Genomic DNA, 26,310 nt, shown 5'->3' with positions numbered 1-26,310 from the left:
GGCTGTTGAGATGGTGTCGACAACCAGGCTTACGCGGAGCACAAGCATATATGCCGTATTTACTCGAAATGAAGAGCATTACCAAAACCTTCGGGGTGGTTAAGGCTATCGATAATGTCAGCTTAAGATTAAACCCAGGCGAGGTCGTTTCGCTCTGCGGTGAGAACGGTTCTGGCAAATCGACCTTAATGAAGGTGCTATGCGGTATTTATCCTCATGGCAGTTATGACGGTGAGATTATTTTTGCCGGGGAGACCCTACAACCCAGCCATATTCGCGATACCGAACGCAAGGGTATCGCCATTATTCACCAGGAGCTGGCGCTGGTGAAGCATCTGACCGTGCTGGAGAATATCTTCCTCGGCACTGAAATCAGCCGTCACGGCGTACTCGATTACGACACCATGACGCTGCGCTGCCAGAAGCTACTGGCCCAGGTCAACCTAGCCATTTCACCGGATACCCGGGTGGGCGATTTAGGGCTCGGCCAGCAGCAATTGGTGGAAATCGCCAAAGCACTTAATAAACAAGTGCGCCTGTTGATTCTGGATGAACCCACCGCATCGCTCACCGAGCAGGAAACCGCCATTCTGCTGGATATTATTCGCGACCTGCAAAACCACGGTATCGCCTGCGTCTATATCTCGCACAAACTCAACGAAGTGAAAGCTATTTCCGACACCATCTGCGTGATTCGCGACGGTCAGCATATCGGTACCCGTGATGCCAGCAGCATGAGCGAAGATGACATCATCACCATGATGGTCGGACGCGAACTGACCGCACTTTATCCGAATGAACCCCATACTGCCGGTGACGAGATCCTACGGGTAGAAAATCTCACCGCCTGGCATCCCGTAAACCGCCACATCAAGCGCGTTAACGACATCTCATTTAGCCTCAAGCGCGGGGAGATTCTCGGCATCGCCGGGCTGGTCGGCGCAGGGCGAACCGAGGCGGTACAGTGCCTGTTTGGTGTCTGGCGCGGCCGATGGGAAGGCAAAATCTTTATTGATGGTCATCAGGTCAATATCCACAACTGCCAGCAAGCCATCGCTCACGGTATCGCGATGGTGCCAGAAGACCGTAAAAAAGACGGAATCGTGCCGGTGATGGCGGTGGGTAAAAACATTACGCTCGCCGCACTGAGCGACTTTAGCGGCGCCCTAAGCAGCCTCGACGATGCCAAAGAGCAGCAGTGTATTTTGCAGTCCATCCAGCGTCTGAAGGTAAAAACATCTTCGCCGGATCTCGCCATTGGGCGCCTGAGCGGCGGCAATCAGCAGAAGGCGATACTGGCGCGCTGCCTTCTGCTAAACCCACGCATTTTGATCCTCGACGAACCCACCCGCGGCATCGATATCGGCGCGAAATACGAAATCTACAAACTGATCAACCAACTGGTGCAGCAAGGCATTGCCGTCATCGTGATCTCCTCTGAATTACCGGAAGTGCTGGGGTTGAGCGACCGCGTGCTGGTGATGCACGAAGGAAAACTCAAAGCCAACCTGGTGAACCATAACCTGACCCAGGAACAAGTGATGGAAGCCGCCTTAAGGAGCGAACGCCATGTCGAAAAACAATCCGTCTGAACTCAAACTGGCTGCCCCTGCACCGACCCCGATGCTGCGGCTGAAATCATTGAATTTACAGGTTTTCGTTATGATCGCCGCCATTGTGATGATTATGCTGTTCTTCACCTGGACCACTGACGGCGCCTATCTTAGCGCGCGTAATGTGTCTAACCTTCTGCGTCAAACCGCGATTACCGGCATTCTGGCTGTCGGTATGGTGTTCGTTATTATCTCCGCCGAAATTGATTTGTCTGTCGGCTCGATGATGGGGTTATTGGGCGGTGCAGCGGCTATTTTTGACGTCTGGTTCGGCTGGCCATTGCCTCTTACCATCGTCGTGACGCTGGTCATGGGCCTGCTACTGGGGGCATGGAATGGATGGTGGGTCGCCTACCGTAAAGTGCCGTCGTTTATTGTCACCCTTGCCGGGATGCTCGCTTTCCGTGGCATCCTGATTGGTATCACTAACGGCACCACGGTTTCGCCAACCAGCGCGGCGATGTCGCAAATCGGCCAGAGTTATCTGCCTAACGGTATTGGCTTTACCTTTGGCGCTATTGGGCTGATGGCGTTTGTCGCCTGGCAGTGGCGCGGGCGGGCACGTCGTCAGACGCTGGGGCTCACCACACCCGCCTCAACGGGCATGGTTGGCCGCCAGGCGCTCACGGCGGTTATCGTATTAGGCGCAATCTGGCTGCTCAATGACTATCGTGGCGTACCTACCCCAGTCCTGCTATTAACACTGCTGATGCTTGGCGGAATGTTCATGGCCATGCGCACCGCATTTGGTCGGCGCATCTACGCCATCGGCGGTAATATTGAGGCTGCACGACTGTCAGGGATTAACGTTGAGCGCAACAAGCTGGCGGTATTTGCCATTAATGGCCTGATGGTAGCGATTGCCGGGCTTATCCTCAGCTCCCGCCTGGGGGCAGGATCGCCGTCGGCGGGGAATATCGCTGAACTGGATGCTATCGCCGCATGCGTTATCGGCGGCACCAGCCTGGCAGGCGGTGTCGGTAGCGTTGCCGGTGCCGTCATGGGCGCATTTATTATGGCGTCGCTCGACAACGGAATGAGTATGATGGACGTCCCTACTTTCTGGCAATATATCGTCAAAGGTGCGATTTTACTGCTGGCCGTGTGGATGGACTCTGCCACCAAACGGCGCGCGTAATTGCCAGACCGTGGTGTTGCCAGAGACCCCTTTGGCAACACCCCTCATGATTCACGAGGAACCCTGAACCATGTTTGGAAAACGTCATCGTGTCACGCTGTTATTTAATGCCAACAAAGCTTTTGACCGCCAGGTGGTTGAAGGGGTGGGCGAATACTTACAGGCGTCACAATCCGAGTGGGATATCTTCATTGAAGAAGATTTCCGCGCACGTATTGAGAACATCAAAGAATGGCTCGGCGACGGCGTTATCGCCGACTACGATGACCCAACAATAGAAGCCTTACTCACCGATGTTGACGTGCCTATTGTCGGCGTTGGCGGCTCCTACCATCGGCAGGAACAGTATCCCCCAGTCCATTACATTGCGACCGATAACTACGCGCTGGTTGAAAGCGCCTTTTTGCATTTGAAGGAAAAAGGGGTTCATCGCTTTGCATTCTATGGCCTGCCTTCCACCAGCGGTAACCGCTGGGCTGAGGAGCGTGAATACGCATTTAGCCAAATTGTTGCTAAAGAGAAGTACCGTGGGGTGATTTACCAGGGTCAGCAAACTGCACCGGAAAACTGGCAGCATGCACAGAATCGACTGGCCGACTGGCTGCAAACGTTGCCACCGCAAACGGGCATTATCGCAGTAACTGACTCCCGAGCACGCCATGTGCTACAGGCCTGCGAGCATCTGCATATTCCGGTGCCAGAGAAGCTATGCGTCATTGGGATTGATAATGAAGAACTTACCCGCTATCTCTCCCGCGTGGCTCTCTCGTCGGTTGCCCAAGGCGCAAGGCAGATGGGCTACCAGGCGGCGAAGTTGATGCAGCGACTGCTCGACAACGAAGCATTACCGCTCCAGCGCGTGTTGGTGCCACCGATGCGCGTAATGGAACGCCGCTCAACGGATTACCGTTCGTTAAACGACCCGGCGGTCATTCAGGCCATGCACTATATCCGCAATAATGCCTGTAAGGGGATTAAGGTTGAGCAGGTGCTGGATTCGGTTGGCATTTCCCGTTCTAACCTTGAGAAACGTTTCAAAGAGGAAGTGGGTGAAACCATCCACGCCGTGATCCACAGCGAGAAGCTCGAGAAAGCGCGCAGCCTGCTGGTCTCGACATCGCTATCAATAAATGAAATCTCACAGATGTGCGGCTACCCGTCGCTACAGTATTTTTATTCGGTGTTTAAGAAAGAGTATGACACTACGCCGAAGGAGTACCGCGAGCAGCATAGTGAGGCGTTGATTCAGGCTTAGTCTGTCTCGTCGCAAACAAAAAAGCCTTCCATCGCTGGAAGGCTTTTTTACTATTCAGTAAACCATTACATATGTGCAGCAATCAGACGCTGATTATCCTGATACATCGCAAACAGGTAATCGTTGTAGCTGGAGCCTTTGGTCGAATAGCCTTTCAGCTTATGAATCATCGCCGTTGCGGTGACTTCCTGATCCGTTTTACGCAGCTGTGCGCGTGATTTACGGAATGAGGAGTAAGCCGGGTGCGTATTCAGGTTTCTCGCATACGCCTGCACTGACTCTTTCACCGAATCAAATCGGGTATAGCCGTTCATTGCACCTGCGCCACAACCTCTACCGCATTTCATGCCGAACAGGTTGTTGTTGTTACGCGCCAGTTTTGATGTACCCCAACCGCTTTCTGCCGCAGCCATGGTGGCTACCATGCTACCTGGGATAATATCGACACGTTCAAGCAGCGAATTCCATGGCACTTTACGCGTATTGCCGTTCCAGCTGACTTTATAACGAGCAGCAATGTCTTTCAGACGCGCACGCTCAGTCGGCGACCAACGGCCTTCGTACTGCTTGGAAACCAACCAGTTACGATCTGCGGTGATGGCAGCATTTTGACTCGTGATATAAGGCATTACCGTCCGGAGAAACGCGCGTTTCCTTGGTGTTCCGGAAGGGTATTTTCGCAAATCAGGAAGTGAACTACTCTTTACACTATTGCGAGAATACTCTTGTTTACTGCTGGCCTTTTTATAACTTATCTTTTTTACCGAAGCTTTTTGATGCTTGGTTACCGAGGCTTTTTGATGCTTTGTTACCGTGTGTGTTTTTGCGAACACCCCACCTGAAAATGTGCAGATGAGTAACATGAGAATCGCGGCCCCATATCGTCGAATGGGAGTCGATATCATTAGGTCTCCTGGTCGGATGCAATCATTCCAACGCCTTCTTATTTAATAAAATTGAGAGCTTAATCTCAAATTATAGCAAAAATAGCCCAAAAACGCACGTCTAAGAAATAGTCCGATTCTGAAACGGCCTACCGGACGCGATTCAGCATATGGCAATTCACACTGACAAAATGCCGAACAGCTCTCATTTTAGTTCATTTTTTGACCGCCATCACTCAGCCCTTTCCCTCCTCCTGGCGTGGGGAGGATAACAGCACAACTCCTGGCTGGCACACTAAGTAAAAACCTTCTGGCACAGGATATTGGAATGAAACTCGCAGCCATCCTTCCGTTACTGATACCCGTTTTCGCGAGCGCAGCAAGCTGGACGACTGATGACTTCCCTGCCTTTTCAGCCGATGGAACGGGAAAATTCACTAGTCAAAAAACGCTCACAAAGGATACTCGCCCTCTCAGACTAAATTTTGACCAACAGTGCTGGCAGCCCTCTTCCGCGATTCGCCTGAACCAAATGCTCTCTCTGGAACCGTGTAAGGGGAAAGCACCGCAGTGGCGACTGTTCCGTGAGGGTACCTATACGCTGGAAGTCGATACCCGCTCCGGCACGCCTACGCTGACTATTGCCGTCAACAGCGCCTCCGAGAGCAGCACCAAGCAGGTTAACGTTCGCCAGTGTCCGCGTTGGGACGGTAAACCATTGACGCTGGATGTCGGCCAGACCTTTGCTGAAGGCAGCCACGTCCGCGATTTCTACAGCGGCCAGACGGCCATCGTCACCCAGGGAAAAATCACCTTACAACCCGCTGAGCACAGCAACGGTTTACTGTTGCTGGAAAGTGCTGATACCGAAAAAACGGCGCCCTTTAACTGGCACAACGCCACGGTCTATTTCGTGCTGACCGACCGTTTCGTCAACGGCGACACCCGCAACGACAATAGCTATGGCCGCCATAAAGACGGTATGCAGGAAATTGGCACCTTCCACGGTGGCGATCTTAAAGGACTCACCAGCAAGCTCGACTATCTGCAACAGCTAGGGGTCAACGCACTGTGGATAAGCTCACCGCTGGAGCAAATACACGGCTGGGTCGGTGGCGGTACCAAAGGCGATTTCCCACATTATGCCTATCACGGCTACTACACTCAGGACTGGAGCACACTTGATGCCAATATGGGTACCGAAGACGACCTGCGTGCGCTGGTTGATGGCGCCCACCAGCGTGGCATCCGTATTCTGTTTGATGTAGTGATGAACCACACCGGCTACGCCACACTGGCCGATATGCAACAGTACCAATTTGGCGCGCTCTATCTGCAAGGTGATGAGATAACCAAAACGCTAGGCCAGCACTGGACCGACTGGAAACCCGGCCCCGGTCAGAGCTGGCACAGCTTTAACGACTACATCAATTTCAGCGACAAAGCTGCGTGGGAAAACTGGTGGGGCAAAGCATGGATCCGCACGGATATCGGTGACTACGACAACCCAGGCTTTGACGACTTGACCATGTCGCTGGCCTTCCTCCCTGACCTGAAAACGGAATCCACTACGCCAAGCGGACTACCCAATTTCTATCGCCACAAGCCGGATACTCACGCGAAAGCCATCGACGGTTATACGCCACGCGACTACCTCACACACTGGCTCAGCCAATGGGTACGGGACTACGGTATTGACGGCTTCCGCGTGGATACCGCCAAGCATGTGGAAATGGCAGGATGGCAGCAGTTAAAAACGCAGTCCATTAAAGCGCTGGCGGCGTGGAAAAAGGCCAATCCACAAAAAGCATTGGACGATGCACCGTTCTGGATGACCGGCGAAGCCTGGGGCCATGGCGTCATGCAAAGCGATTATTACCGCCACGGCTTCGACGCCATGATCAACTTCGATTATCAGGATCAAGCGGCGAAAGCCACCGACTGCCTGGCCAATATCGATCTCACCTGGCAACAGATGGCGGAGAAACTTCAGAGCTTTAACGTGCTGAGCTATTTGTCGTCCCACGATACCCGTCTGTTCAGAGAGAAAGGTGGCAACGCGGCTGAACTACTACTTTTAGCCCCCGGTGCGGTGCAGATTTTCTACGGCGATGAGTCAAATCGTCCCTTTGGCCCGACCGGTTCCGACCCGCTGCAAGGTACGCGTTCACAGATGAACTGGCAGGATGTCACGGGCCACGCTGCGGACACCGTGGCACACTGGCAAACCCTCGGGCAGTTCCGCGCCCGTCACCCGGCCATTGGCGCAGGGAAGCAGACAACGCTTTCCCTCCCTGAGGGCTACGGTTTTGTTCGTGAAAATGGACAGGATAAAGTCATGGTGGTTTGGGCCGGTAACCGCTGATTTATGCTTCATCGAGCCTGCGCCGCATGCGCAGGCTTTTTTAGAATAAAAAACCACTCAATATTGAATATCACGCGTTATCCACTGAATAATCTTCCTCCAGGTCATTTGCACCATATCGTGAGTGGCGTTATCGTTAACCACTTCACAAAATAAGCAATAGAAAATTAGCTATGACATTTTCACTTTTCGGCGACAAGTTCACCCGCCATACAGGCATCGCACGCCTGATGGAAGACCTCAACGATGGTTTACGCACCCCGGGCGCCATCATGCTCGGCGGCGGCAACCCGGCGCAGATCCCAGAGATGAATACTTACTTCACGGATCTACTGGCCCAGATGCTGGAAAGCGGCAAAGTCTCTGAAGCGCTATGCAATTATGATGGCCCACAAGGGAAGAACGATCTGCTCGTCACCCTCGCCGATATGCTGCGAAATGAATTAGGTTGGGAGATTGGCCCACAGAATATTGCACTGACAAATGGCAGTCAGAGCGCGTTTTTCTACTTGTTTAATCTGTTTGCCGGACGTCGCGCTGATGGCACCACCCGCAAGGTGCTTTTCCCGCTGACGCCAGAGTACATTGGCTACGCGGATGCTGGCCTTGAGGACGATCTTTTCGTCTCAACGCGTCCGCACATTGAATTACTTCCGGAAGGGCAGTTTAAGTATCACGTCGATTTCGACAATCTGCCGATTGGCAAAGATACCGGGATGATCTGCGTTTCTCGTCCAACCAATCCAACGGGTAACGTCATTACCGATGACGAAGTGAAGAAGTTGGATGTCTTAGCCCGTCAGCATGGCGTACCGCTGGTTATCGACAATGCCTACGGCGTGCCCTTCCCAGGAATTATCTTTAGCGAAGCCACGCCGCTGTGGAACCCGAATACCATCCTGTGTATGAGTCTGTCTAAGCTTGGCTTACCGGGCACGCGCTGCGGGATCATTATTGCCAGCGAGAAAATTATCACCGCCATCAGCAATATGAACGGCATTATCAGCCTTGCTCCCGGCGGCATCGGGCCTGCCATCATGTGCGAAATGATTAAGCGCAACGACCTGCTGCGCCTGTCGGAAACGGTTATCAAACCTTTCTACTATCAACGTGTTCAGGAAACTATCGCCACCATTCGCCGGTATTTACCAGAGGATCGCTGCCTGATTCACAAACCGGAAGGCGCAATATTCTTGTGGTTGTGGTTTAAAGATTTACCGATTACCACTGAGGAACTGTATCAGCGGTTGAAAAAACGCGGCGTCCTGATGGTTCCCGGCAACTTCTTCTTCCCGGGCCTGGATAAACCCTGGGATCACACGCATCAATGTATGCGTATGAACTATGTTCCAGAGCCGGAAAAAATTGAAGCAGGTGTGAAAATTCTCGCCGAAGAGATTGAGTTAGCCTTTAGCGAGAAACGCTAATTCAGATGCGGTCAGGCCTGGTTCATCAGGCCTGACCTTAACAACCTACATGAATATCGGCATCACGCTTTGCCCAACATCAACACAGGCCAGCGCCTGCGTTGGACAGGCCGCCACACAGGCAGGGCCTTCTGCGCGATGACGGCATAAATCACATTTTACCGCCTGCGCACGTGACTGTTGCACCACCACGTTCATCGCACCAAACGGGCACGCCAGTATACAACTCTTGCAGCCAATGCAGCGCGTTTGATCGACACAAATAGAGCCATCTTTGCGCGAGATCGCCCCCGTTGGACAAACATTGCCGCACGGTGAATCCTCACACTGATGGCAGGCTACCGCCGTCGAAAACGTATCGCCCTTCACCACGCGAATACGAGGAAGAAACGCCTCGCGCGACACCGTCGCGCACGCCTGCTGCTCCTGATGCGCCACGACGCAGGCGATCTCACACGTCCGGCAACCAATACACTTCATGGAATCAGCGACAATAAACGGGTTCATTCCCCACTCCGTTGTGAACAGTAAACCCTAAGAGTGCCAGAGCAGGGCAATGTCCTGCTTTGATCCGACATCGGTGGTCAGCCTTTTTTGTTAAATGCCTGAACGCTTTCAGTCATTTGCCTCATGCCGAATTAATATGCTCTTTGCAATACCGCCGCTTCCACGCGGCGGGTGTCAGGCCGGTATGCTTGCGGAAGATTTGCCGGAAATAGCCCACATCGGCAAACCCACACTGCTCGGCCACCTCTTTTAACGAACGCGCATGATTGCTTAAAAGTTTTTCCGCCGCGCGCACCCGCTGGCGGTGAATGGCCTCCGTCAGCGTCAGGTGAAATACCCTTCGATAAACGCGCCCCAAATAGTCGGCATTACAGTGCAACTCCTTTGCCAGCATTGAGGTAGAAAGCGGCAAATGATAGCGAGTGTGGATCACCTGCTGCGCCCGCCAGGCCAGCGCGGCCCCGCCTTCATCTTTTGGCTCCTCGGTTTGCGCCGATAGCGAAATATGCTGCAAAATCAGCAGTAAAATAAATTCCAGTGAGGCATTACGCTGAATTTTTTCCTGCTCGTTCAGAAACTGGCGAAACAACGAGGTCAGGTACTGGGGATCGTGCAGCGTGGTCTGCTGCGGAATGGCCAACTGCGTTAACAGCGGATGCGATTGCGTGGGCGCATTGATTTCAAAATGCAGCCAGTAGAACTTCAGCTCTGCCGGGAAATCCTCAATCCCCACATGCTGACGACCCGGCCAGAGTAATAAGCTGTCGCCAGCGCAAACCTGAAAAATACGCTCCTCTTCCTGAATCGTTAATGTCCCTTTTTCAACAAAAATAATTTCCCATGAGCGCAACCTGCGCGCCGGATGACGTCCCACGCCGCGCGAGATAAATAAGCCGCCGTTCTGTACCTTAATCGGAAGCGCTATGGAGAGATTGAGCATAAATATTAATAATCCCGCTTATTCATGGGCAATGAACACGTTTTCTCATTGATTATTAATAAATAAATGGATTTATGCCCGATCGCCTTCACACTTTTCTCATCAGGTCGGAATTACCCACTTTTTATACTCCTTTGTGACCTTGTTGGTCACCGCTTTCCAGGCAAAATTAAACAGGTCATGACATTACAAAAATAACCCTACTGAATAAGAACTCTCCACATTGCGAGGAGTACCCCATGACCGCTACACCCATCACCACCAGCGAGATTGTGCCGGGTTCACTGGACGATAAATTATCGATTCGGGAAAAAATCGGCTACGGTCTTGGCGACGCAGGCGGTACCGTTATTACCTGCCTTATCATGAACTTCCTGACCTTCTTCTATACCGATGTCTTTGGACTCACCCCTGCGCTGGTTGGCACCCTCTTTCTGGTGCTGCGCGTTTTCGATGCCATCTCCGACCCGATAATGGGCGTCCTGGCCGACCGCACGCAAAGCCGCTGGGGACGTTTTCGCCCCTGGCAGCTGTGGATTGCCGTGCCTATCGCCATTATTGGCGTTCTGACTTTCACCGTTCCCGATGCCAGCATGGGGGTAAAAATCGCCTGGGCATTCGGCACCTATCTACTGCTGTCGGTGAGCTATACCGCGATTAACGTCCCCTACTGTGCACTGATTAACACCATGACTACGCGCCACAGCGAGGTCATCTCCTGTCAGGCATGGCGTTTCGTACTGTGCGGCGTTGCCGGTTTTCTGGTGTCAGTCGGCCTGCCGTGGTTGGTCAACGTGCTCGGCCAGGGCAACACCGCGCAGGGTTATCAATACGGCGTGGGCGTGCTGTGCGCCATTGCGGCGGTGATGTTCCTGTGCTGTTTTTTCTGGGTTCGTGAGCGCGTATCGCTTGATATGATGGGCAAATTCACCCTGCGTGAGCACATCGCCGGGCTGCGCAAAAATGACCAGCTACTGCTGATGCTGGTGATGTCATTCCTGCTGATCAACGTCTTTAACATCCGCGGCGGCGGCTACATGTACTTCATCACCTACGTATTGGGTGGCTCCACCGGCTACACCTCGCTGTTCTTCACGATGGTGACCTTTGCCTCCATTTTCGGTTCGGTGATCATCAACCTGCTGTCGCGCCGCTTCGATACCGTCAAGCTGTACTACTACACCAACCTGGTGTTAGCGGCGATCGCCGTCGGCATGTGGTTCTTACCTACCGGGCCAGCGCACCAAACGCTGTGGCTGGCGGTGATCCTCGGCAACGGCATTATTCTGGGCTTCACCCTGCCGCTGCACTTCTCGCTAATGGCCTTCTCCGACGACTACGGCGAGTGGAAAACCGGCGTGCGCTCATCCGGCATGAACTTCGCCTTTAACCTGTTCTTTATCAAGCTGGCCTGGGCCTCCAGCGCGGGCATTATCAGCCTGGTCTTTATCTACGTAGCATACCAGCCGGGTGCAGATAACCAGACAGCCGAGTCGCTGACCGGGATCACCACCATGGAAACCCTGTTGCCCGCCCTGTTCCACCTGCTGCTGGCGCTCTCCATCCGCGCCTGCCGACTCAATAATCCTATGATGGCGCGCATTGCGACCGACCTTCGCGCACGTCACGTTCAGTCCTGAGGAGTTTGTTATGTCTGTTATGGAAGTCGATTTGCATACATTAAAAGTTAACGACCCATTCTTCGCCCAGTACCAGCAACTGGTTCGTGATGTGGTTATTCCCTATCAATGGGATGCGCTAAATGACCGCATCGACGATGCAGAACCCAGCCATGCGATAGAAAACTTTCGTATTGCCGCAGGCCAGCAAACCGGTGAGTTTTACGGGATGGTCTTTCAGGACAGCGACGTGGCGAAATGGCTGGAGGCTGTAGCCTGGTCACTATGCCAGAAGCCGGATGCCGAGTTAGAGAAAACCGCCGACGAGGTGATCGCGTTAGTCGCAGCCGCTCAGTGCGAAGATGGCTATCTCAATACCTATTTCACGGTGAAAGCACCGCAAGAACGCTGGACCAATCTGGCCGAATGCCACGAACTGTACTGTGCCGGGCACATGATTGAAGCAGGCGTGGCCTTCTTCCAGGCCACCGGTAAACAGCAATTACTGGACGTCGTTTGCCGACTGGCAGACCATATCGACCAGGTATTTGGCACCGCTGAACATCAAATCCATGGCTATCCAGGGCATCCTGAAATCGAGCTGGCGCTGATGCGACTGTATGAAGTCACCCAGCAACCGCGTTATCTGGCACTGGTGAACTACTTCGTAGAAGAGCGCGGTAAACAGCCGCATTTCTACGACCACGAGTATGAAAAGCGCGGCAAAACGTCCTACTGGCATACCTACGGCACCGCATGGATGGTGAAAGACAAACCCTATAGCCAGGCGCATCAACCCATCGCTGAACAGCCTACCGCTATCGGACATGCCGTCCGTTTTGTCTACCTGATGACCGGCGTGGCGCACCTCGCTCGCCTAAGCCAGGACGAAAGCAAGCGCCAGGACTGCCTGCGCTTATGGAATAACATGGCCCAGCGTCAGCTGTACATTACTGGCGGTATCGGCTCGCAAAGCAGCGGTGAAGCGTTTAGTAGCGACTACGACCTGCCCAATGACACGGTCTATGCCGAAAGCTGCGCCTCTATTGGCCTGATGATGTTTGCGCGTCGCATGCTGGAGATGGAAGGTGACAGCCAGTATGCCGATGTCATGGAGCGCGCGCTGTACAACACGGTACTCGGCGGTATGGCGCTGGACGGCAAACATTTCTTCTACGTGAACCCGCTGGAAGTTCACCCGAAAACGCTGCAATTCAACCATATTTATGACCACGTCAAACCCGTGCGTCAACGCTGGTTCGGTTGCGCCTGCTGTCCGCCAAACATTGCCCGCGTACTCACCTCCATCGGCCACTATATCTACACACCGCGCGACGACGCGCTGTTCGTCAATCTCTATATCGGTAACAGCGTCGAGGTTCCGGTGGGTGAGCAGACGCTGCGTTTACGCGTCAGCGGCAACTATCCGTGGCAGGATCAGGTCAAGATCGAGATTGATTCACCCGATCCCGTTAACCACACGCTGGCACTGCGCCTGCCGGATTGGTGCACCGATCCGCACGTCACCCTGAACGGCCGTGATGTTGCGGGCACGGTGAAAAAAGGTTATTTGCACATCACACGAACCTGGCTTGAGGGCGACATCTTAACGCTAACGCTGCCGATGCCAGTACGCCGGGTTTACGGTAACCCATTGGTGCGCCATGTCGCCGGAAAGGTCGCAATTCAGCGCGGGCCATTGGTGTACTGTCTGGAGCAGGCCGATAACGGCGAGGAGCTGCATAATCTGTGGCTGCCAGAAAGCGCGCAATTTACCGAGATAGCGGGCAAAGGCATTTTCGCCCATAAAGTCCTGTTGCAGGCACAAGGCATAAAGCACTCGTCGAGCCAGCCAGAGCAACAGCCGCTTTGGCATTACGATACCTCGCCAGCACAGCGCCAGGCGCAGACGCTAACGTTTATTCCTTGGTTTAGCTGGGCTAACCGTGGTGAGGGTGAGATGCGTATTTGGGTCAATGAGAGCGAGTAAGATTTGATTAACCGGGCAGGTAAAACGCCTGTCCGGACTACAAATATTGAGGGTTTTGTTCAATATCAGGCTTTGATTGGCTATCACGTCAGGGTTGTTTCCCCTATAGTCGTTTCAAATTTAACAACAAGATAGCGCACAATAACATGGACGAATTCCGGACTGTTTCTTTGAAAAAAATCAGCGCGGGCAGCATCTTTAAAATCCATCTGCTGGGCCTGATGTGCTCACTGGTTCCATTGGGTATTTTTAACGGTATTTTAGGGGCAATTGGGATTACGCTTTTTGCCGTCCGCTGGAACGGCGAGGTAATGCATGGCTTTGGCGTGCTGATTATCAGCCCGCTGTTTTTCGCCCTACTGGCGCTGGTTTTAACCGGCATTATGGGCTGTCTAAGCTGGCTTGGACTGTGGATCTACGGACAATTTCGTTCGCTAGAGTTGCGTATCGTTTCCGACAATAAAAATTCGCAGGATAAATAAGGCCTGCGACATGTTGGTTTCCCGGCGGCGCTTCGCTTGGCCGGGCTACAGGATCCAGTAGCCCGACCAAGCGAAGCGCCGCCGGGAGGATCGCGGAATCAGCGCAATACGGGTATTACATCGCAGCGCGGAAAATCGCCATGATTTCGTCGTGCGTTGCCTGAATTGGGTTGGTAAAGCCGCAGGCATCTTTCAGCGCATTGGTTGCCAGAACCGGGAAATCTTCTTCCTTCACGTTCAGGTCGCGCAGACCAGCTGGAATGTTCACCTGACGGGCCAGTTTGCGAATAGCATCGATACACGCTTCTGCACCCTGCTCGTTGCTCATCGCGCTCACATCAATGCCCATCGCCTGAGCACAGTCACGCAGACGTGCAGCGGCCACTTTGCTGTTAAACACCTGCACATGCGGCAGCAGTACCGCGTTGCATACGCCGTGCGGCAGGTCATAGAAACCGCCCAACTGGTGCGCCATCGCATGCACATAACCCAGGGAAGCATTGTTAAACGCCATGCCCGCCAGGAACTGTGCGTAGGCCATCGCTTCACGCGCTTCACTGTTGCTACCGTTGTCTACCGCAGTTGGCAGATTTGCCATAATCATGGTGATGGCTTTCAGCGCGCAGGCATCGGTAATCGGCGTGGCAGCAATAGAAACATAGGCTTCAATGGCATGAGTCAGCGCATCCATACCGGTCGCGGCGGTCAGTCCTTTAGGCATACCTTCCATCAAAGAAGAGTCGTTGACCGACAGCACAGGCGTCACGTGCTTATCAACGATGGCCATTTTGATATGACGGTTAACATCAGTGATGATGCAAAAACGGGTCATTTCAGACGCGGTGCCCGCCGTGGTGTTGATGGCAATCATCGGCAACTGCGGTTTTGCAGAACGGTCAACGCCTTCGTAGTCACGAATATCGCCGCCGTTGGAAGCCACCAGCGCAATGCCTTTCGCACAGTCGTGCGGAGAACCGCCGCCCAGCGAAATCACGCAGTCACAATCATTGGCGCGCAGCATCTCCAGCCCTTCTTCAACGTTGACCGTCGTTGGGTTCGGATGTGTTCCATCAAAAACCACGCTCAGAATGTCATATTCCTGAAGTCGCTTTTGAATATCGCCAGCCACGCCCAGCTTATTCAGAACGGCATCGGTCACAATCAGGGCACGGCGATAACCATAATCCTTCATTGTATTCATTGCGTCATTTAACGCGCCGTTCCCGATAACATTCACTGATGGAATGAAGAAAGTTGATGCAGCCATGATAGTTCCTTTATTTAATAAGCAAGCCCCGAGGGTAGAGGAATAGAGCGTCGGAAAATATGATCGTGATTGCATTTTTTCCCATCGGGAAAATAAAAAGCACGTCAGGATGTCACTCCTAACGTACTGATTCTTCATTAATATATTTTTGTATTTAAATTGATATATTTTCTATATTAATTGTTAAATTTTATTATCCGGGAAAAGTAGCGCATCGCGTAATAAATGATCATTTCCACGACGACGAGTAAACCCAATTCGATTGAAATATTCCAGAATCTGAATGGCTAATTTACGACCAACATTTAATTTATCACGGAAATCGGCCGCGCAAGCTGAGCCCTTTTCCAGGTCGAGTTCACGAATCATACTGGCAAAGGCCACAATACGATCGTTACGATAATAGCGGTCTTTCACAATCGCGGTAATCATGCCCTGCTGTGCTGCCAAACGTAGGGCAATGCGCATCGTATTCTCATCGGTGCCCGTTTGTGTTGCCAGGTCGCGAACCCACCACGGTTCATCACCAAACAACGGCGCGGCTTTCAGCCAGATAGCCTGCTGCTCGTCGGTAAACCCGGCTTTGTGATCCGGCAAATGCAGCCAGCCATGATGACTGGCAATGGTGCCGCTTTCACGCATCTGCTCAATCAGCGTCAGCACCAGCGCTTCGTCTTCCATTGGTAGCGCAATACGGCGTAAACGTTCACGCCCCGGGCCTGGCTCATCTTTATGTTGTTCGTGGTAAATTGCCAGTGCATCTAACAACTTACGCTGCCACCGTGCCGCCAGCGGCGCATCCAGCAGGCTATCCCCAGCGAGGATAAAACCAGGCTTGGCGATCAACTGTTGTAAGCCCGGCACGCTCAACTGTCGCGCCCAGCCAAACTCGCCAAGTTTGACTGCATCACGGGATAGATGCACCGCGAGCGCTTGAGCGTCATCTTTTGCCAGTGCCAGCGCCGCAATCCACGCCAGATATTCTGCTTTACGTTTGCCGCGTCTTGGTGAGTTGAGGGTCACTACGCGGGCACCCGCCAGCGTCACTTTAGCCGAGATATCGCGCAGCACCAGGCGGTCGTTATCCGCCAGCCACAGCGGGGTGTCGAGCACCAGTTCCGCCAAATTATTTTCCAGAAGCGACACGCGTCCGGTGATATGGCTGGCCGCATGGTGGATATGCAGCGGCTGCCACTGCCCAAGCGGCGCATGGCTTTGCAGCTCGACAATCACGCGCTCAGACGGTTCTGGCGGCGCTTCTGACAACAGCCAATCACCGCGGTTGAGATCGTCTTTTTCTGCCGCCCCGACGATATTCAGCGCAATTCGCTGCCCGCCGTGCGCCTGTTCTACCGGCTGATTCTGCGCATGCAAACCGCGCACGCGCATCGGCGTGTCTTTGCCGGTCAACCAGAGCGTATCACCCACCCGCACATCGCCAGACAGCGCCGTGCCGGTAACGACTAACCCCGCACCTTTAACGGTAAAAGCGCGGTCGATAGCCAGGCGGAAACGCTGATGTTCCATGCGATCGCGAGCAGAAAGCTGGCGCAGATGGTCGCGCAGCGTGTCAATACCGCGCCCCTCGGTTGCTGCCGTTTCAAACAACGTGGCCTCTTCAAAGCCATATTCACGCAAAACATCGGCAATTTCATGGCGAACCTCTTCGATACGCGCAGTATCCACGCGATCGGTTTTGGTCAGTGCCACGGTCAGCGTTGGATTCCCCGTGAGTTGCAGGATAGCCAGATGCTCACGGGTTTGCGCCATCACACCATCGTCGCACGCCACCACCAGCAGGGCATGATCGATACCGCCGACACCCGCCAGCATGTTTGAGAGAAACTTTTCGTGACCGGGCACATCGATAAAGCCCAGCACGCGTCCGTCCGGCTGCGGCCAGTAGGCATAACCCAGATCGATAGTCATGCCGCGAGATTTCTCTTCCGGCAGGCGGTCGGCGTTAATACCGGTAATCGCCTGCAACAGGGTGGTTTTGCCGTGGTCAACGTGCCCGGCGGTGGCAATAATCATTTCAACAACATCTCCAGAAAACGAGGTTCATCTTCAAGGCAGCGCAAATCCAGCCACAGACGACCGTCATAAATACGCCCGATAACCGGGATGGGCAGGCTACGCCAGCGGGTAGACAGCGCTTCCAGGTGGCTACCACGGCCATCAAGCGGCGTCAGCGCAATGGCCGCGCTCGGCAGGCTTTCTGACGGCAGCGAACCGCTACCAATTTGTGAGGCGCAGGGCATCACCTGCACGGAGAATTCATCACCGTAGCGCTGGGCTAACGGTTCACGCAGGCGCAGCGCCTGCTGGTGAATCTCTTCTGCATGGCGGCTTAAAAGACGCAGCGTCGGCAATTCAAGCGCCAGTTTTTCAGGGTGTAGATACAGGCGCAGCGTTGCTTCTAGGGCCGCCAGGGTCATTTTATCCGCCCGTAACGCGCGTTTAAGCGGGTGCTGCTGAAGCTGGGCAATCAACGCCTTTTTGCCAACGATAATCCCAGCCTGCGGGCCGCCCAGCAGTTTGTCACCAGAGAAACTCACCAGGCTCACGCCTGCGGCAATCATCTCCTGCGGCATCGGTTCTTTCGGCAAGCCGTAGCGGCTAAGATCAATCAGTGAACCACTACCGAGATCCGCTACCACCGGCACGTCCAGCTCGCGGCCCATTTCAGCTAACTCCGCTTCATCGACCGACTTGGTAAAGCCTTCAATGCTGTAGTTGCTGGTGTGTACCTTCATCAGCAGCCCGGTGTTGTCGTTCACCGCCTGACGATAATCTTTGGCGTGAGTGCGGTTAGTGGTACCCACTTCATGCAGTACGCAGCCCGCCTGACGCATCACATCAGGAATACGAAACGCGCCGCCAATCTCCACCAGCTCACCACGCGACACCACCACCTCTTTACCTGCCGCTGTCGCCGCCAGCATCAATAGCACCGCCGCAGCGTTGTTATTGACGATACAGGCATCTTCAGCGCCAGTGATACGGCATAGCAGGTCGGCCAGCGCACGGTCGCGGTGTCCGCGTCCAGCACCGTCTAAATCATATTCCAGCGTCACCGGGTCGCGCATCGCCTGCGTGACGGCATCAATCGCCGACTGCGCCTGCTGGGCGCGGCCCAGGTTGGTGTGCAGCACGGTTCCGGTCAGGTTAATGACCGGACGCAGCGCGCTTTGCGTATCTACGCTCAACCGTCTTGCCGTCTCCAGCGACCAGTCCTCGCACCATGCGGGAAGCGTATGCTGCTCGCGGATACTCAAACGAGCTTCATCCTGCATCTGGCGAAGTTGTTCCACCACCTGAGAATGACCATGAACATCAAGTAAACGGGTAAACGCAGGATCACGCAGAAGGCGGTCGGTTGCGGGAAGCTGGCTGTAGAGCGAACGGTTTTCGGTAGTCATGAATAGGCCTGACGGTTAAATGTTACCCCTCCCGCCGGGAGAGGGAGTCATAGAAGGGATTGTACAACGCATGGCGGCTTCACGTTATAGCGTTCAATCAAGCCTTTGGCGGTTCGGTGCGGGCAAAGCTTTCACGCAGGAATAACGTTTCGGCCAGTTTCACCAGATTTGGCCTGTCGACACACCAGCCCGGCGCAATGCGGCGGAAGTTAAGATAGCCAATCGCACAGGCAATGGCGATAGTGGCCAGATTGAGGGTATCGGTTTGTAATGTACCATCAGCCAGATGACCTTCCAGCGCATCCAGACTGCGACGAATTTTCTCCCGCTGGCGCAGCACCTCATCTTCAGATTGCTGTGCGGCCGGGCGGGCAAGTTCGCGAACGGAGGTAAGTCCCGCGTCCATAATGCCATCGGCCAATGCTTCGAGCTGGCGTATTTTCAGCGCCGCCAGCGGGTCGCGCGGCACCATCTCAGGCGCAACGTCTAGCTGCTCGATATATTGGGCGATAATCGGCGAGTCAAACCAGCATTCCCCGTCGTCGGTCACAAGCGCAGGCACTTTCCCCAAGGGATTAAACTGCGCGACGCCATTTTCTGCGTGATAGGGTTGCTCGTTCACAAATTCAAAGGCGATCCCCTTTTCCAGTAAGAGGATCGATATTTTACGTACAAATGGGCTGGTGTAGCTGCCGACCAGTTTCATCATCATCTCCTTTGCGCCAACAAAGAGATCAGTATGGCTCAGGCCGCCGCATTCGCACCCAGGTTTTTACTGACCTAGTGATCCAGATAGAGATAATGCATCCAGCTGGTCATGCGCAGTAATACCTTACGCATCACCGAAACGTGGGCAAAATGGTCGGAGTAAACCGCCACCTGGGCGTAAATCCCATCCGGTAATGCATCCACATCGGCGTTCGGTTCCAAATCAATCAGGGCCAGCACACCGTCGGTTCCCGGCACCACCGTTAAGGACTGCAAAGCCCCCTGCGCCTGATAAGAACCACCAGGAACGACCGGCAGAATGCTCGACAGCTTGCCGCGGAAAACCTGCCCCGGCAGGGCATTAAACACCACTTCGGCCTCGTCACCCGCTTCCAGACGCAGCAGCGAATTCTGGCGGAACTGGGCGACAATCTGCCGTTTCTGATCGGGGATAAAGACCATCACCGGACGCAGCGGCAGCGCGGCGGCATAAGTGCCCGGACGGATCAGCACCTGAGTGGCATAGCCGTCGCTCGGCGCGCGAATAATCGTTTGATCAAGATTATATTTCGCCTCCGTCAACTGCGCTCGCAGGCTAACAATCTGCGATTGCTCGCCGTTAACCATGCTGTCTAACTGACTTTGCACCTGCGCCTGCTCGGCAACCGACGCTTTGACCATCGCATCCTGTGCCAGATAATTTTGCCGTGCATTATCAATATCGCTTTCAGAGAACGGATTCACCCGCGCCTGACTCCCTTTCAGGTAGCGCTGATAATCTTTATACAAACGGTCACGTTCGGCAGATACGCGGGTCGTATTCGCCTGCGCTTCCGAGAGCTGGCCTTTGAGCGTCTGAACACCGTGCGTCGCGGTCACCAGATCGGCCTGTAACCTGTCAACGCGCGCCTGATATCGCGTCGGGTCAATTTTAAATAACACCTCGCCTTTTCGGATCAGTTGGTTATTTTTATCCGTTACCTCACTCACCACACCGGTTACCTGCGGTGTAATGGGAATAGAAATCACCGCCTTTTGTGCAGTGTAGGTATAAGGGTGGTTATAGTTCATTAATAAAATAAGGCCGCTCACTATAAATATGCCGCCTAATGCTGCGGTGGCGAGCGTCCATTGATTAACCGGAATGCGGAATATTTTAAATACCGCCCACGCCAGCGCGACATAGGTCAAAACAATCAACAGATCCATGATTATTGCTCCGGCGTAGTCGTTTCAGTGGAAGGTCTTTTTTCAGCCAGTTTTTGCTCAAGCTCTGCCACGCGACGAGAGAGTTGCGTCAGCGCGTCATCCCCTGTGGGAGCAGGCTCTGTCGGAGGGATATGCGACTGCATTCCCCAGCCGCGTTCAGGCTGGTAGAGCGTGGCCCAAATCCATAGAAACGGCCAAATCACGTGCAGCGTAAATAAGCTCACCCAGCCTGCGGTATGAATCGCATCGGCGTGGGGATGATTGCGTTTTTTCGCAATCGTATAAGGAATATCGTGAATCATGATGATTCCGTAAAACAGAACCAAAAACACGAAGACCAGCACACCCAGCGCAAAATAGTTTAGAAACATACTTGCCTCAGATTAACGCTAATTAGAGTTTTAAATGGCAGGCAGCCGCGTGTAATCCAGGCTGATATTAATGAAGATAATGGGCGACAGGCATTTTCGCCATCATCCTGAAGGGGAATTTTTTGTTCTGGAGATAGGCATTAGAAATCGCTGGTAACGGAGGGGATGCATTACCAGCGAGATACGCGCCAGGTCGCATTATTTGCGATGGCTTTCCACTGGGCGATACAGGTCGCGATAGTATTCCAACCGAGCCAGGTACATCTCAGCTTTGTCTTCAGGAATATCAGAAGGAACCCGATTAGAATGCGGCCTTTTGTGTAAATACTCCATGAATGCCTGACTCGAAGCCATGAAATCGACCGCCTTATCGATCATGCGCGGTACGTTCTCACCCATTTTATTCATCGCATATCCTCCCTCTGCTAAGACCTTTCTTAATCATGGGTAATCTTGAGGGACAGGGTTGAGGAAATTGTGCGGATTTAGGCCGGTAATTTTCTAAAAAGCGATCAAGTTATCTATTTTATTAAATTATAATGATATTCAACATCTTATACATATCGCTTACTCATTATCGCCTGATGAAATTAGCCAATTTTGTATAATTAACTACCAGAAATGAGCGACAACGCGCATACTAGAGACCATTACGTCTATTTTATTATCAGAATATCAGCGACATGAAAGAAATTGTAAAGAACGAAATCAAACGCCTGAGCGACCTGCTTGACGCCATCCGTCACCAGCAGGCAGCCCTGTCTCTGGTTGATGGCGCAGAGAAATATGCCGAGCTGGAAGCGGAAAAAGAAAAGCTCGAAACCGAAATTGCTCGCCTGCGTGAAGTGCATTCACAAAAGCTGAGTAAAGAAGCGCAGAACCTGGCAAAACTGCCGTTCAGCCGCGCAATCACCAAAAAAGAACAAGCGAACCTGGGCGCGTTGAAAAAGAGCGTGCGCGGGATCATCGTGGTTCACCCAATGACCGCTCTGGGTCGTGAAATGGGTCTGCAGGTCATGACCGGATTCGCCAAGACCGAGTTCTAATCCGCAATTGTCTAACCTTCTCCCGTCCGGGAGAGGGTTTATTTCCCCTACTGCTTTCCCCCTCAGAATTGGCCCAACCAATTTAACAACCAAACCGCTATTGGTTCACAATTTCGTTATTAACACTCACAATGCCATTGCTCATGCATAACATTTGGTTAACCATTCGTTGTCATTACCCCTACAACATCTAATTGGCAGGGCCACTTTTACACAAACTGTGACGCAGAGATGAGCCCAGACTCACCGCGAAGCAACGCGTGCGGCCCCCTGGAGACCTGCATGAGCCTCTGGCAACAAAACTACGATCCAGCCGGAAATATCTGGCTATCGAGCCTGATAGCATCGCTTCCGATCCTGTTCTTTTTCTTCGCACTGATTAAGCTCAAACTGAAAGGCTATGTGGCGGCCAGCTGGACGGTCGCCATCGCCCTTTCCGTCGCGCTGCTGTTCTACAAGATGCCGGTCGACCGCGCACTGGCGTCGGTGGTATACGGTTTCTTCTACGGTCTGTGGCCAATTGCCTGGATTATTATCGCCGCCGTTTTCGTCTACAAAATCTCGGTGAAAACCGGGCAGTTCGACATTATTCGTTCGTCGATTCTCTCCATCACCCCAGACCAACGCCTGCAGATGCTGATTGTCGGCTTCTCCTTCGGCGCCTTCCTTGAAGGGGCTGCGGGATTCGGCGCACCGGTTGCCATTACCGCCGCGCTGTTGGTGGGACTGGGTTTTAACCCGCTGTATGCTGCGGGACTGTGTTTGATCGTCAACACCGCGCCGGTCGCCTTTGGCGCAATGGGTATTCCGATTCTGGTCGCAGGGCAGGTCACCGGCCTGGACAGCTTTGAAATCGGCCAGATGGTGGGTCGTCAACTGCCGTTCCTGACCATTATCGTGCTGTTCTGGATCATGGCAATTATGGACGGCTGGCGCGGCGTCAAAGAAACCTGGCCTGCAGTGATGGTGGCGGGCGGTTCGTTTGCTATCGCACAGTACCTCAGCTCTAACTTCCTCGGCCCGGAACTGCCGGATATCATCTCCTCACTGGTTTCGCTGGTCTGTCTGACGCTGTTCCTCAAACGCTGGCAGCCGGTACGCATATTCCGCTTTGGCGACATGGGCGCCTCGCAGGTTGATATGGACCTGTCGCGCACCCGTTACACTGCCGGGCAGATCGTCCGTGCCTGGTCACCGTTCCTGTTCCTCACCGCCACCGTCACCCTGTGGAGCATTCCGCCGTTTAAAGCGCTGTTTGCACCGGGCGGGGCGATGTATGACCTGGTGATTAATATTTCGGTGCCGTATCTCGATAAACTGGTCGCTCGTATGCCGCCGGTGGTGAATCAGGCGACCGCCTATGCGGCGGTGTATAAGTTCGACTGGCTTTCCGCCACCGGCACCGCCATTCTGTTTGCCGCACTGCTGTCTATCGTCTGGCTGCGCATGAAGCCAAAAGATGCCATCAGCACTTTCGGCTCCACGCTCAAAGAGCTGGCATTACCGATTTACTCCATCGGCATGGTACTGGCGTTTGCCTTTATCTCTAACTACTCCGGCCTGTCCTCGACGTTGGCACTGGCGCTGGCGCACACTGGCCATGCGTTTACCTTCTTCTCGCCGTTCCTTGGCTGGCTTGGCGTGTTCCTGACCGGTTCAGACACCTCCTCCAACGCCCTATTCGCCGCACTACAGGCCACCGCCGCGCAGCAGATTGGTGTCTCGGACGTGCTGCTGGTTGCCGCAAATACCACCGGCGGCGTAACCGGGAAGATGATTTCGCCACAGTCCATAGCCATCGCCTGTGCGGCGGTAGGTCTGGTCGGTAAAGAATCTGACCTGTTCCGCTTCACCGTGAAACACAGCCTGATCTTCACCTGTATGGTGGGCGTCATTACCACGCTACAGGCGTACGTCTTAACGTGGATGATCCCGTGATTACACTGCCCAAACGTCTGTCAGACGATGTCGCCTGCCGCGTGCGGGCGCTGATTGAAGAACAACAGCTGGAAGCGGGTATGCGATTGCCTGCGGAAAGAAAGCTGGCAAGCCAGCTCGGCGTCTCGCGCAATTCACTGCGCGAAGCGCTGGCCAAGCTGGTAAGCGAAGGATTGCTGCTTAGCCGTCGCGGCGGCGGCACCTTCGTGCGCTGGCAGCATGAAGGCTGGTCTGAACAGAATATTGTGCAGCCGCTGAAAACCCTGCTGGCCGACGACCCGGACTACAGCTTCGATATCCTCGAAGCTCGCCACGCCATTGAAGCCAGCACCGCGTGGTATGCGGCGATGCGTGCCACCGACGCTGATAAAGAAAAAATCCGCCTCTGTTTTGAGGCCACGCAAAGTGACGACCCGGATCTCGCCTCACAGGCCGATGTGCGTTTCCATTTGGCGATTGCCGAGGCATCCCACAACGTCGTGCTGCTGCAAACCATGCGTGGTTTTTTCGATCTGCTGCAATCCTCGGTCATCCAGAGCCGCGAGCGCATGTATCTGGTGCCACCCGTCTTTGCGAAGCTGACAGAGCAGCATCTGGCCGTTCTCAATGCCATTACCGCCGGTGACGCCGAAGGCGCACGCCAGGCGATGATGGCGCATCTTGGATTCGTCCACACCACCATTAAACGTTTTGATGAAGACCTGGCCCGCCAGGCGCGGATCACCCGCTTGCCCGACGACCACACTGATATTTCCAGGGAGAAAAAAGCATGATTATTTCCGCCGCCAGTGACTACCGCGCCGCCGCCCAGCGCATCCTGCCACCGTTTTTGTTCCACTATATTGACGGAGGCGCGTACGCGGAGCACACCCTGCGGCGCAACGTGGAAGACCTGTCGGATGTGGCGCTGCGTCAGCGCGTGCTGAAAAATATGTCCGACCTGAGCCTGGAAACCACCCTCTTTAACGAACAGCTCTCGATGCCGGTAGCACTCGCCCCCGTTGGCCTGTGCGGTATGTATGCCCGTCGTGGTGAAGTTCAGGCCGCCGCCGCCGCCGATGCGAAAGGGATCCCGTTTACTCTTTCAACCGTGTCGGTGTGCCCAATTGAAGAGGTCGCGCCAACCCTCAAGCGCCCGATGTGGTTCCAGCTGTATGTCCTGCGCGATCGCGGTTTTATGCGTAATGCGCTAGAACGGGCTAAAGCGGCGGGTTGCTCCACTCTGGTGTTCACCGTCGACATGCCAACGCCGGGCGCGCGCTACCGCGACGCCCATTCCGGTATGAGCGGGCCAAACGCAGCCATGCGTCGTTACTGGCAGGCGGCAACTCATCCGCAGTGGGCGTGGGACGTAGGGTTGAACGGTCGCCCGCATGATTTAGGCAATATTTCCACCTACCTCGGCAAACCGACCGGGCTGGAAGATTACATTGGCTGGCTAGCGAATAACTTCGATCCATCTATCTCATGGAAGGACCTGGAGTGGATCCGTGAATTCTGGGACGGCCCGATGGTGATCAAAGGGATCCTCGACCCGGAAGACGCGCGCGATGCCGTGCGTTTTGGCGCTGATGGGATCGTGGTTTCCAACCACGGTGGTCGCCAACTAGATGGTGTGCTCTCTTCTGCGCGTGCGCTGCCTGCCATTGCCGATGCGGTGAAAGGTGATATCGCCATTCTGGCCGACAGCGGGATCCGTAACGGGCTGGATGTGGTGCGTATGATTGCGCTCGGTGCGGACAGCGTGCTGCTGGGCCGTGCATACCTCTACGCGCTGGCGACGCATGGTCAGGCGGGGGTGGCGAACTTGCTGAACCTGGTAGAGAAAGAAATGAAGGTGGCGATGACGCTGACCGGGGCGAAATCGATTAAAGAGATTAGCCGTGATTCGCTGGTGCAGAATGCTGAAGTCGCACAGGTGTTTAATGCGATTAAGCAGGGGAGTGCGGCGTAGTTCAGTGCGGAGGCTTCCCCCTCACCCTAACCCTCTCCCCGTAGGGGAGAGGGGACCGTTCGGCGTTGTTTGAAAGTATGGAACTTGCTTTTCTCCCTCTCCCTTTCAGGGAGAGGGCCGGGGTGAGGGTTTCCCCAAATTCTGCTATCCTGCCCCCCGCAATCCAAGGGGGCAG

22 protein-coding genes are annotated in these 26,310 nt (G+C 54.1%); 12 read left to right on the top strand and 10 right to left on the bottom strand.

All coding sequences use genetic code 11. The features are described from left to right. Positions 1-50: 50 nt before the first annotated feature. The 3 genes from U0026_RS00865 to xylR all read left to right on the top strand — a co-directional run bounded on the left by U0026_RS00865 (position 51) and on the right by xylR (position 4,006). Positions 51-1,592, top strand: a complete 1,542-nt coding sequence (locus U0026_RS00865; protein WP_062775792.1) for a xylose ABC transporter ATP-binding protein — start codon at positions 51-53, stop codon at positions 1,590-1,592. Beyond that, complete coding sequence (gene xylH / locus U0026_RS00860; RefSeq protein WP_062775794.1) at positions 1,570-2,751, top strand: xylose ABC transporter permease XylH; 1,182 nt, start codon at positions 1,570-1,572, stop codon at positions 2,749-2,751. The genes U0026_RS00865 and xylH overlap by 23 nt, the downstream gene beginning before the upstream one ends. A gap of 70 nt (positions 2,752-2,821) precedes the next feature. Then, complete coding sequence (xylR, locus tag U0026_RS00855) at positions 2,822-4,006, top strand: D-xylose utilization transcriptional activator XylR (RefSeq protein WP_062775795.1); 1,185 nt, start codon at positions 2,822-2,824, stop codon at positions 4,004-4,006. Between the two features lie 65 nt (positions 4,007-4,071). Here xylR and U0026_RS00850 read toward each other — a convergent pair whose 3' ends face one another. Continuing rightward, positions 4,072-4,911 carry a protein bax gene (locus tag U0026_RS00850; protein WP_073971139.1) on the bottom strand — a complete coding sequence of 280 codons (840 nt, stop codon included), beginning with the start codon at positions 4,909-4,911 and terminating at the stop codon, positions 4,072-4,074. 307 nt (positions 4,912-5,218) lie between these two features. Here U0026_RS00850 and U0026_RS00845 point away from each other — a divergent pair, with 307 nt between their 5' ends. Together U0026_RS00845 and avtA are read left to right on the top strand one after the other, a co-directional pair. Continuing rightward, the gene (locus U0026_RS00845) at positions 5,219-7,255 is read left to right on the top strand and encodes an alpha-amylase (protein ID WP_062775799.1); all 2,037 of its coding nucleotides are present in this window, start codon (positions 5,219-5,221) and stop codon (positions 7,253-7,255) included. A 173-nt stretch (positions 7,256-7,428) separates the two neighbouring features. Further along, the gene (gene avtA, locus U0026_RS00840) at positions 7,429-8,682 is read left to right on the top strand and encodes a valine--pyruvate transaminase (RefSeq protein ID WP_062775800.1); all 1,254 of its coding nucleotides are present in this window, start codon (positions 7,429-7,431) and stop codon (positions 8,680-8,682) included. Between the two features lie 45 nt (positions 8,683-8,727). On the opposite strand, the gene U0026_RS00835 is transcribed toward avtA, so the two are convergent. Both U0026_RS00835 and U0026_RS00830 read right to left on the bottom strand, forming a co-directional pair. Beyond that, the gene (locus U0026_RS00835; RefSeq protein WP_062775802.1) at positions 8,728-9,189 is read right to left on the bottom strand and encodes a 4Fe-4S dicluster domain-containing protein; all 462 of its coding nucleotides are present in this window, start codon (positions 9,187-9,189) and stop codon (positions 8,728-8,730) included. Positions 9,190-9,310: 121 nt separating this feature from the next. After that, a complete protein-coding gene (locus tag U0026_RS00830) occupies positions 9,311-10,129 on the bottom strand; it encodes an AraC family transcriptional regulator (protein ID WP_062775803.1) in 819 nt (272 codons plus the stop codon). 239 nt (positions 10,130-10,368) lie between these two features. Here U0026_RS00830 and U0026_RS00825 point away from each other — a divergent pair, with 239 nt between their 5' ends. The 3 genes from U0026_RS00825 to U0026_RS00815 all read left to right on the top strand — a co-directional run bounded on the left by U0026_RS00825 (position 10,369) and on the right by U0026_RS00815 (position 14,220). Beyond that, a complete protein-coding gene (locus U0026_RS00825; protein WP_062775804.1) occupies positions 10,369-11,769 on the top strand; it encodes an MFS transporter in 1,401 nt (466 codons plus the stop codon). Positions 11,770-11,779: 10 nt separating this feature from the next. Next, positions 11,780-13,738, top strand: a complete 1,959-nt coding sequence (locus U0026_RS00820) for a glycoside hydrolase family 127 protein (RefSeq protein ID WP_062775806.1) — start codon at positions 11,780-11,782, stop codon at positions 13,736-13,738. 170 nt (positions 13,739-13,908) lie between these two features. Then, positions 13,909-14,220 (top strand): hypothetical protein, encoded by a 312-nt coding sequence (locus tag U0026_RS00815; protein ID WP_228552175.1) that lies wholly within the window; start codon positions 13,909-13,911, stop codon positions 14,218-14,220. A gap of 115 nt (positions 14,221-14,335) precedes the next feature. On the opposite strand, the gene yiaY is transcribed toward U0026_RS00815, so the two are convergent. The 7 genes from yiaY to U0026_RS00780 form a co-directional block, all read right to left on the bottom strand. After that, on the bottom strand, positions 14,336-15,487 hold the full coding sequence (gene yiaY / locus U0026_RS00810; RefSeq protein WP_062775809.1) for an L-threonine dehydrogenase: 1,152 nt from the start codon (positions 15,485-15,487) through the stop codon (positions 14,336-14,338). A gap of 183 nt (positions 15,488-15,670) precedes the next feature. Continuing rightward, positions 15,671-17,521, bottom strand: coding sequence for a selenocysteine-specific translation elongation factor (selB, locus tag U0026_RS00805; protein WP_062775811.1), 1,851 nt, complete (start codon positions 17,519-17,521; stop codon positions 15,671-15,673). Next, positions 17,518-18,909 carry an L-seryl-tRNA(Sec) selenium transferase gene (gene selA, locus U0026_RS00800; RefSeq protein ID WP_062775812.1) on the bottom strand — a complete coding sequence of 464 codons (1,392 nt, stop codon included), beginning with the start codon at positions 18,907-18,909 and terminating at the stop codon, positions 17,518-17,520. Before selA ends, selB begins: the two co-directional genes overlap by 4 nt. 97 nt (positions 18,910-19,006) lie before the next feature. After that, a complete protein-coding gene (locus U0026_RS00795) occupies positions 19,007-19,615 on the bottom strand; it encodes a glutathione S-transferase (RefSeq protein ID WP_062775814.1) in 609 nt (202 codons plus the stop codon). Positions 19,616-19,689: 74 nt separating this feature from the next. Further along, entirely contained in the window at positions 19,690-20,826 is a 1,137-nt protein-coding gene (locus U0026_RS00790; RefSeq protein ID WP_062775815.1) for an HlyD family secretion protein, read from the bottom strand. Between the two features lie 2 nt (positions 20,827-20,828). Further along, positions 20,829-21,197 (bottom strand): DUF3302 domain-containing protein, encoded by a 369-nt coding sequence (locus U0026_RS00785; protein ID WP_062775817.1) that lies wholly within the window; start codon positions 21,195-21,197, stop codon positions 20,829-20,831. A gap of 198 nt (positions 21,198-21,395) precedes the next feature. After that, on the bottom strand, positions 21,396-21,605 hold the full coding sequence (locus U0026_RS00780; protein WP_062775819.1) for a hypothetical protein: 210 nt from the start codon (positions 21,603-21,605) through the stop codon (positions 21,396-21,398). A 275-nt stretch (positions 21,606-21,880) separates the two neighbouring features. Between U0026_RS00780 and U0026_RS00775 the strand changes: the two genes are divergently transcribed. The 4 genes from U0026_RS00775 (at position 21,881) to lldD (ending at position 26,135) form a co-directional block, all read left to right on the top strand. Then, positions 21,881-22,243: a YibL family ribosome-associated protein gene (locus U0026_RS00775; protein ID WP_062775821.1), complete on the top strand. Its 363-nt coding sequence runs from the start codon at positions 21,881-21,883 to the stop codon at positions 22,241-22,243. A 282-nt stretch (positions 22,244-22,525) separates the two neighbouring features. Then, the gene (gene lldP, locus U0026_RS00770; protein WP_062775822.1) at positions 22,526-24,181 is read left to right on the top strand and encodes an L-lactate permease; all 1,656 of its coding nucleotides are present in this window, start codon (positions 22,526-22,528) and stop codon (positions 24,179-24,181) included. Beyond that, on the top strand, positions 24,178-24,954 hold the full coding sequence (gene lldR / locus U0026_RS00765) for a transcriptional regulator LldR (protein ID WP_061280920.1): 777 nt from the start codon (positions 24,178-24,180) through the stop codon (positions 24,952-24,954). Before lldP ends, lldR begins: the two co-directional genes overlap by 4 nt. Beyond that, entirely contained in the window at positions 24,951-26,135 is a 1,185-nt protein-coding gene (gene lldD, locus U0026_RS00760; RefSeq protein WP_062775824.1) for an FMN-dependent L-lactate dehydrogenase LldD, read from the top strand. Before lldR ends, lldD begins: the two co-directional genes overlap by 4 nt. Positions 26,136-26,310 lie beyond the last annotated feature (175 nt).

Origin of the sequence: Kluyvera intermedia, from assembly GCF_034424175.1 — a bacterium.
GTDB classification, from domain to species: Bacteria; Pseudomonadota; Gammaproteobacteria; order Enterobacterales; family Enterobacteriaceae; genus Kluyvera; species Kluyvera intermedia.
Note: the sequence above shows the minus strand (reverse complement) of the source record. Positions and strands in the feature narration are given on the sequence as shown.

What these genes read in the sequence shown, in the direction of transcription:
- U0026_RS00825 (WP_062775804.1), top strand. Translation starts at nt 10,369, where the DNA reads ATGACCGCTACACCCATCACCACCAGCGAGATTGTGCCGGGTTCACTG.
- xylH (WP_062775794.1), top strand. Translation starts at nt 1,570, where the DNA reads ATGTCGAAAAACAATCCGTCTGAACTCAAACTGGCTGCCCCTGCACCG.
- U0026_RS00850 (WP_073971139.1), bottom strand. Translation starts at nt 4,911, where the DNA reads ATGATATCGACTCCCATTCGACGATATGGGGCCGCGATTCTCATGTTA.
- U0026_RS00835 (WP_062775802.1), bottom strand. Translation starts at nt 9,189, where the DNA reads ATGAACCCGTTTATTGTCGCTGATTCCATGAAGTGTATTGGTTGCCGG.
- U0026_RS00775 (WP_062775821.1), top strand. Translation starts at nt 21,881, where the DNA reads ATGAAAGAAATTGTAAAGAACGAAATCAAACGCCTGAGCGACCTGCTT.
- U0026_RS00830 (WP_062775803.1), bottom strand. Translation starts at nt 10,129, where the DNA reads ATGCTCAATCTCTCCATAGCGCTTCCGATTAAGGTACAGAACGGCGGC.
- xylR (WP_062775795.1), top strand. Translation starts at nt 2,822, where the DNA reads ATGTTTGGAAAACGTCATCGTGTCACGCTGTTATTTAATGCCAACAAA.
- lldP (WP_062775822.1), top strand. Translation starts at nt 22,526, where the DNA reads ATGAGCCTCTGGCAACAAAACTACGATCCAGCCGGAAATATCTGGCTA.
- U0026_RS00820 (WP_062775806.1), top strand. Translation starts at nt 11,780, where the DNA reads ATGTCTGTTATGGAAGTCGATTTGCATACATTAAAAGTTAACGACCCA.
- U0026_RS00780 (WP_062775819.1), bottom strand. Translation starts at nt 21,605, where the DNA reads ATGAATAAAATGGGTGAGAACGTACCGCGCATGATCGATAAGGCGGTC.
- lldD (WP_062775824.1), top strand. Translation starts at nt 24,951, where the DNA reads ATGATTATTTCCGCCGCCAGTGACTACCGCGCCGCCGCCCAGCGCATC.
- avtA (WP_062775800.1), top strand. Translation starts at nt 7,429, where the DNA reads ATGACATTTTCACTTTTCGGCGACAAGTTCACCCGCCATACAGGCATC.
- U0026_RS00845 (WP_062775799.1), top strand. Translation starts at nt 5,219, where the DNA reads ATGAAACTCGCAGCCATCCTTCCGTTACTGATACCCGTTTTCGCGAGC.
- selB (WP_062775811.1), bottom strand. Translation starts at nt 17,521, where the DNA reads ATGATTATTGCCACCGCCGGGCACGTTGACCACGGCAAAACCACCCTG.
- U0026_RS00795 (WP_062775814.1), bottom strand. Translation starts at nt 19,615, where the DNA reads ATGAAACTGGTCGGCAGCTACACCAGCCCATTTGTACGTAAAATATCG.
- U0026_RS00790 (WP_062775815.1), bottom strand. Translation starts at nt 20,826, where the DNA reads ATGGATCTGTTGATTGTTTTGACCTATGTCGCGCTGGCGTGGGCGGTA.
- yiaY (WP_062775809.1), bottom strand. Translation starts at nt 15,487, where the DNA reads ATGGCTGCATCAACTTTCTTCATTCCATCAGTGAATGTTATCGGGAAC.
- U0026_RS00785 (WP_062775817.1), bottom strand. Translation starts at nt 21,197, where the DNA reads ATGTTTCTAAACTATTTTGCGCTGGGTGTGCTGGTCTTCGTGTTTTTG.
- U0026_RS00865 (WP_062775792.1), top strand. Translation starts at nt 51, where the DNA reads ATGCCGTATTTACTCGAAATGAAGAGCATTACCAAAACCTTCGGGGTG.
- selA (WP_062775812.1), bottom strand. Translation starts at nt 18,909, where the DNA reads ATGACTACCGAAAACCGTTCGCTCTACAGCCAGCTTCCCGCAACCGAC.